Here is a 5,120-nt window from a genome sequence, read left to right on the forward strand (position 1 = left end):
CAGATCGCCTCTTTGCGAGTTCTGTGGTCTTCTACCCGCAGTACAACAGCAGCATAGCAGCATCGATCGGCACAGTTCACAGACCGCTCGGCGATGGATCGAGATTGAAATTAGTTACTACAACTCTGTAACCGTTACCCTCAATAGCCACTAGTTTCTAGTCCTTGCTACATGTATGGGTCGTCCCCTCATTCCCCAAATTACCGATATCGCTACCCCAATCGCCACAGAACTGGGACTTGAAGTAGTTGCGATCGTTTTTCATACCCACGAACGCCCACCAGCGCTCCGCATCGATATCCGCAACCCCAATGCAGATACGGGATTGCAAGATTGCGAACGCATGAGTCGCGCTCTCGAAGCCGCTTTAGATACTACAGAAGTTATTCCTTTTGCTTACTCGCTAGAAGTTTCTAGTCCGGGTACGAGTAGGGAGCTGACTACCGATCGCGAGTTTAATGCTTTTGGGGGCTTTGCAGTCCAAGTCACTACTCATCAGCCGATCGATAACAAAACAGAGTGGCAAGGACAGCTAATTCGGCGCGATGAGACAACTATCTATCTGAGTCAAAAGGGACGCACGATTCAAATTCCCAGGGAATTGGTTAGTAAGGTTTATTTAGATGATAACTGCTAGCAAGTCATCAATTATTTAACATCTTAATAGATAATGTTTTTATTGAATATTATCAATCGCAACTACAAACCTTATTTAAACTAAAATATATGCCAAAATCTAATAAACAATCAAAAAAAAGTAACGTTGGTCTACCTCAATTGCGAAGTATGATTGAGGAAATCAGTAAGGATCGCAACTTACCTAGTTCGGCTGTCCAGACAGCTCTGCGCGAAGCACTATTAAAAGGTTATGAACGCTATCGGCGATCGCAGCATTTAGATCGAATGGAGTTTGAAGAAGATCACTTTGATAACTTCGATGTGTTCTTGGATCTAGATGAAGAGGCTTTTCAAGTAGTCGCCACTAAAACGATCGTCGAAGAAGTCAACGATGAAGATAAGGAAATCTCGATCGATGATATTAAAAATAGTTTACAACAAGAATCACTAGAAGAAGTTAGTGAGGAAAGACTCAAAGAACTGATTGGTGATTCGGTCGTTCTGGATGTCACCCCAGAGCGCGAAGACTTCGGGCGGATGGCGGCGATTCAAGCCAAACAAGTGCTTGCCCAAAAATTGCGCGACCAACAGCGTAAAATCATCCAAGAAGAATTCGAGCAATTTGAAGGTACTGCGCTGATGGGCAAGGTACTCCGCTTTGAACGTCAGTCGGTAATCTTGTCTGTCAATAGTAGTTTTGGACAGCCAGATGTCGAAGCCGAACTGCCCCAAAAAGAGCAACTCCCCAACGATAACTATCGAATCGGGCGTAGTTTCAAAGTCTTCCTCAAAAAAGTTCGCGAAGGCTCCCAGCGCGGCCCCCAACTGCTAGTTTCGCGCGGTGCTGCGGGATTAGTCGTGGAGCTATTCGCCAATGAAGTCCCCGAAATCGAAGAAGAACTCGTCAGAATCGTCGCTGTAGCGCGTGAAGCTAGTCCCCCATCGCGGCATGTCGGCCCCCGTACCAAGATTGCGGTAGATACCTTAGAAGGCGATGTAGACCCCGTAGGAGCTTGTATCGGTGCCCGAGGTTCGCGGATTCAGGTCGTGGTAAATGAATTGCAAGGCGAGAAAATTGATGTCATTCGCTGGTCGCCCGATCCTTCGACATATATCTCTAATGCCCTCAGTCCCGCTCGGATTGAGGAAGTACGGCTGGTCAATTCTGAGGGTCGGCAAGCACACGTCCTCGTACCCGAAGATCAGTTGAGTCTGGCAATCGGCAAGGAAGGGCAAAATGTCCGACTCGCAGCGCGACTGACTGGCTGGAAAATTGATATCAAAGATGCCAAACGGTACGATCCTGTGGCAGCTATGGCGGAGGTCGAATCTCAACGCCAAGCAGATTCAGAATACCAATCTCGCTATCAACCCGATTATCAAGATGCTGACTATGCGGAAGATAATTATTAATTAATAATTATTAATTGATAATTATAAAAAGTAGGGTGGGCACTGCCCACCATCTACAATTAATTAAGCAATACTCAATCTGTCGATCCTCAAATGAGTAGCGAGAAGAAAGTGGTTAAAATCGCAGATCGAAAAGATTATCGACGCTGTATAAGTTGTCGCAAGTTTGCGCCTAAAAGTGAATTTTGGCGAGTGGTAAAGTGTCATCCATCCAAACAAGTTGCGATCGATCTGGGCACGATTTTGATGCAGGGACGCTCAGCGTATCTGTGCCCGACAGCGGAATGTCTGCAACTAGCTCAAAAAAAGAATCGCTTGAGTAGATCTCTCAAAGCAGCAGTCGCTGAAGATATCTATCACCAGTTAGGATTGCTTAAATTAATTGATAAATGATAATTGGGATTTTAGGATAGAGATTAAAACCCCTAATTTTTGTTAAATCCGCACAGATTTAACTATCTAAAATCTCGATCGTCTTTAAATCAAGCCAGAGAACCTTAATTTAAAACCGTTTTCAGCGTATGCAATAAATCTTCAGTACTAAAAGGTTTGGCAAGGAAAGCCTTAACTGTCTCGCCATGATGATGAGCGGAAATTTCATCAGCGGATAAGCCACTCATGACGATCGCACGGACACTGGGATCGATCGAGCGAAACTGGCGGAGGGTATCAGTAGGATTGCCACCAGGCATCATATAATCGAGTAAAATCGCCTGAATCTCGCCATGATGTCGAGCATATAACTCGATCGCTTGTTGACTGTTACTAGCAGAAATCGTTCGATACTCATAAGATTCGATCGTCGTACCGAGAACTTCGCGAATTGAAGGTTCATCATCGACGATCAAAATCAGTTCGCCTTTGCCAGCTAGCTGCGGTAAATGCCCTGAATGTGCATGTGTGGCAATACTGGAGTGAGGCTTGCTACTATCGGGAGTCAGCGCTGGTAAATACAAGCGAAATTGCGTACCGCCATTAACTTGACTGGCAACATCAATAAATCCCTGATGATTATCGACGATCGTCCGGACGATCGATAGTCCTAAGCCAGTCCCTTTCCCAATTTCTTTCGTGGTAAAAAACGGCTCGAAAATTAGATCCCTGACACTCGGCTCGATCCCTACGCCAGTATCTGCGACTGTAATCGCCACATACGCTCTCCCCAGCGCATTGAGCGGCAGCTTGGGATAGGTATCGCTCAGAATGATATTCTCCGCCATAATTGTCAATTCGCCCCCATCAGGCATTGCGTCGCGGGCATTGACACAAAGATTTAGCAATACTTGATGAAGCTGATTGACATCTGCCGATAATGCCCACAACTGACTATTTTCAATGCGGAGGCTCACATCGATCGATTTGGGGAAGGTTTGTCTGGCGATTTGCATCGCTTCTGCCAGCAGATGCTGCGGTTGCACGATCGTATGTTCGCCATCACTACCTCTGGCAAAAGTCAGAATTTGAGCGACTAATTCCCGCCCGCGCTTAGAATTTTCGGCGAGGGTACAGAGTAATTTTTGGGTACGCTCGTCTAAATTTTTCAATCTCAGGGGTAGTAATTCCGTAATCGCCACGATCGGCGTTAGAATATTGTTGAGATCGTGGGCGATACCACTGGCAAGCGCACCGAGGTTTTCCAATCGCTGTGCGTGGAGAAATTGCCGTTCTAAGAGTTTGTGCTGGGTGATGTCAGTATCGATCGTCAAAATCGAGTGAGGCATCCCGGTAGTAGCGACGATTAAGTACCAATGGCTAGCTGCTACAACGCTTTTGCCTTCGCGGGTTAACAATTGAAGTTCGCCACTCCATTCTCCCCGATCGAGTGTCTGGGCGATCGCCGTTTGATAGTGTGGATCGTCAAGATCGTAGAGAAAATCGAGGATCTGTTTGCCGATTGCCCGTTCTGCCGTCCAGCCATACGTCCGCTCGGCACTGCGATTCCAGTATTGTACCTGTCCCTCGATCGACCACAACACGATCGCATCCGTCACCAAGTCTAGTAGGATCGACTGCTTGCTGCAAAGATCGTGCAGTTCCTCGATGTTGTGTGAGACGTGTGCCTGCTTGACAACTGCCGACGGACTTCTGATTTCCATATATGATTCGAGGTGTCTACACCCCGCTCTCGTTGGCAACGTCTCCGATCTTGAAGCGATGCGCGTAATTCCTGACGGAGAGGCTACGCCAACGTTGGGTTTCCCGACGGTTTAGCGACTGAAAATCACGCGGAGGGAACCTCCCGTTTGTGTGCTTCAAGACAAGACAGCGCATCAAGACATCGGCTAACTTCTTAAGCATAACTCTAGATTTAATTCCCTGCTCAAAAATATTAAACAAATATTAAATAATTTGCTGATTTTAATATTTATATGATGTCCGCACTTGCATGGACGAGATCGGCTCAGCCCCTGTGAAGGCTACCGCTCGATCGCCACAATAAGTCCCCTAATCCAGATCCAGTAGGGGATAGTGCAATCTAAAATCTGCCAGAGATACCAGCTATAGTTGGCGTCTACCGTACTTTTTACTAACGCGTTGTAGGCAGTTGCCGCATCGGTTGAGACACTCTAGATCTGAGTCCGCGTAGCGGCGCGCCCAAGGCGAGGTTTCCTCCATGTATGTCGCACCAAGCAGCGAGACAGCGACGCACACAAACGGGAGGGAACCTCCCGTTTGTGTGCGTCAAGATAATACACAATCGCTGTGCTGTCCTCACCGCCTTAGCGGTTGCTATAACTGCACTAAGAATTCTTGCCCTTTAGCTGGATTTACCATCGCCACATAGTTAGCACCGACGATATTTGGGTACCTTGCTTGTTTGGGGTGGAGTAAGGGTGCCGAAATCTCGCGGACGCCACCTGTCTTTTTGGGCATCTGAAAGTGGATAGTGACATATCTTAGTGCTTAGTCAACCCACACCGATGCTACGCATACGGTCTGGGCATCAAAACCCCAGACTTCGTGTTTCACCCGCCATTGCCTCCACACAAACAAGTTTGCGTTTTGGTCTTACACAGCGTCCAGAGGTTTGACAAGCCGTCTCGTTCTGACTCTCACACCGCTTACACGGTGTCCACGCAGCCGCCCTG

Annotated in this window: 5 protein-coding genes; 3 read left to right on the forward strand and 2 right to left on the reverse strand. The window is 47.3% G+C overall.

Features of this window, described 5'->3' with window-relative positions:
• Positions 1 to 175: 175 nt before the first annotated feature.
• From rimP to RMO52_RS02100, 3 genes are all read left to right on the forward strand, one after another.
• Entirely contained in the window at positions 176 to 637 is a 462-nt protein-coding gene (gene rimP / locus RMO52_RS02090) for a ribosome maturation factor RimP (RefSeq protein WP_310410464.1), read from the forward strand.
• An 89-nt stretch (positions 638 to 726) separates the two neighbouring features.
• Positions 727 to 2,031, forward strand: a complete 1,305-nt coding sequence (gene nusA, locus RMO52_RS02095; RefSeq protein ID WP_310410466.1) for a transcription termination factor NusA — start codon at positions 727 to 729, stop codon at positions 2,029 to 2,031.
• 111 nt (positions 2,032 to 2,142) lie between these two features.
• A complete protein-coding gene (locus RMO52_RS02100) occupies positions 2,143 to 2,424 on the forward strand; it encodes a YlxR family protein (RefSeq protein WP_310410468.1) in 282 nt (93 codons plus the stop codon).
• Positions 2,425 to 2,528: 104 nt separating this feature from the next.
• On the opposite strand, the gene RMO52_RS02105 is transcribed toward RMO52_RS02100, so the two are convergent.
• Together RMO52_RS02105 and RMO52_RS02110 are read right to left on the reverse strand one after the other, a co-directional pair.
• Positions 2,529 to 4,127, reverse strand: a complete 1,599-nt coding sequence (locus tag RMO52_RS02105; RefSeq protein ID WP_310410470.1) for an ATP-binding protein — start codon at positions 4,125 to 4,127, stop codon at positions 2,529 to 2,531.
• A 634-nt stretch (positions 4,128 to 4,761) separates the two neighbouring features.
• Positions 4,762 to 4,905, reverse strand: coding sequence for a hypothetical protein (locus RMO52_RS02110; RefSeq protein WP_309742499.1), 144 nt, complete (start codon positions 4,903 to 4,905; stop codon positions 4,762 to 4,764).
• Positions 4,906 to 5,120: the final 215 nt, after the last annotated feature.

This window comes from Chamaesiphon sp. OTE_8_metabat_110 (genome assembly GCF_031382685.1).
Classification (GTDB): Bacteria; Cyanobacteriota; Cyanobacteriia; order Cyanobacteriales; family Chamaesiphonaceae; genus Chamaesiphon.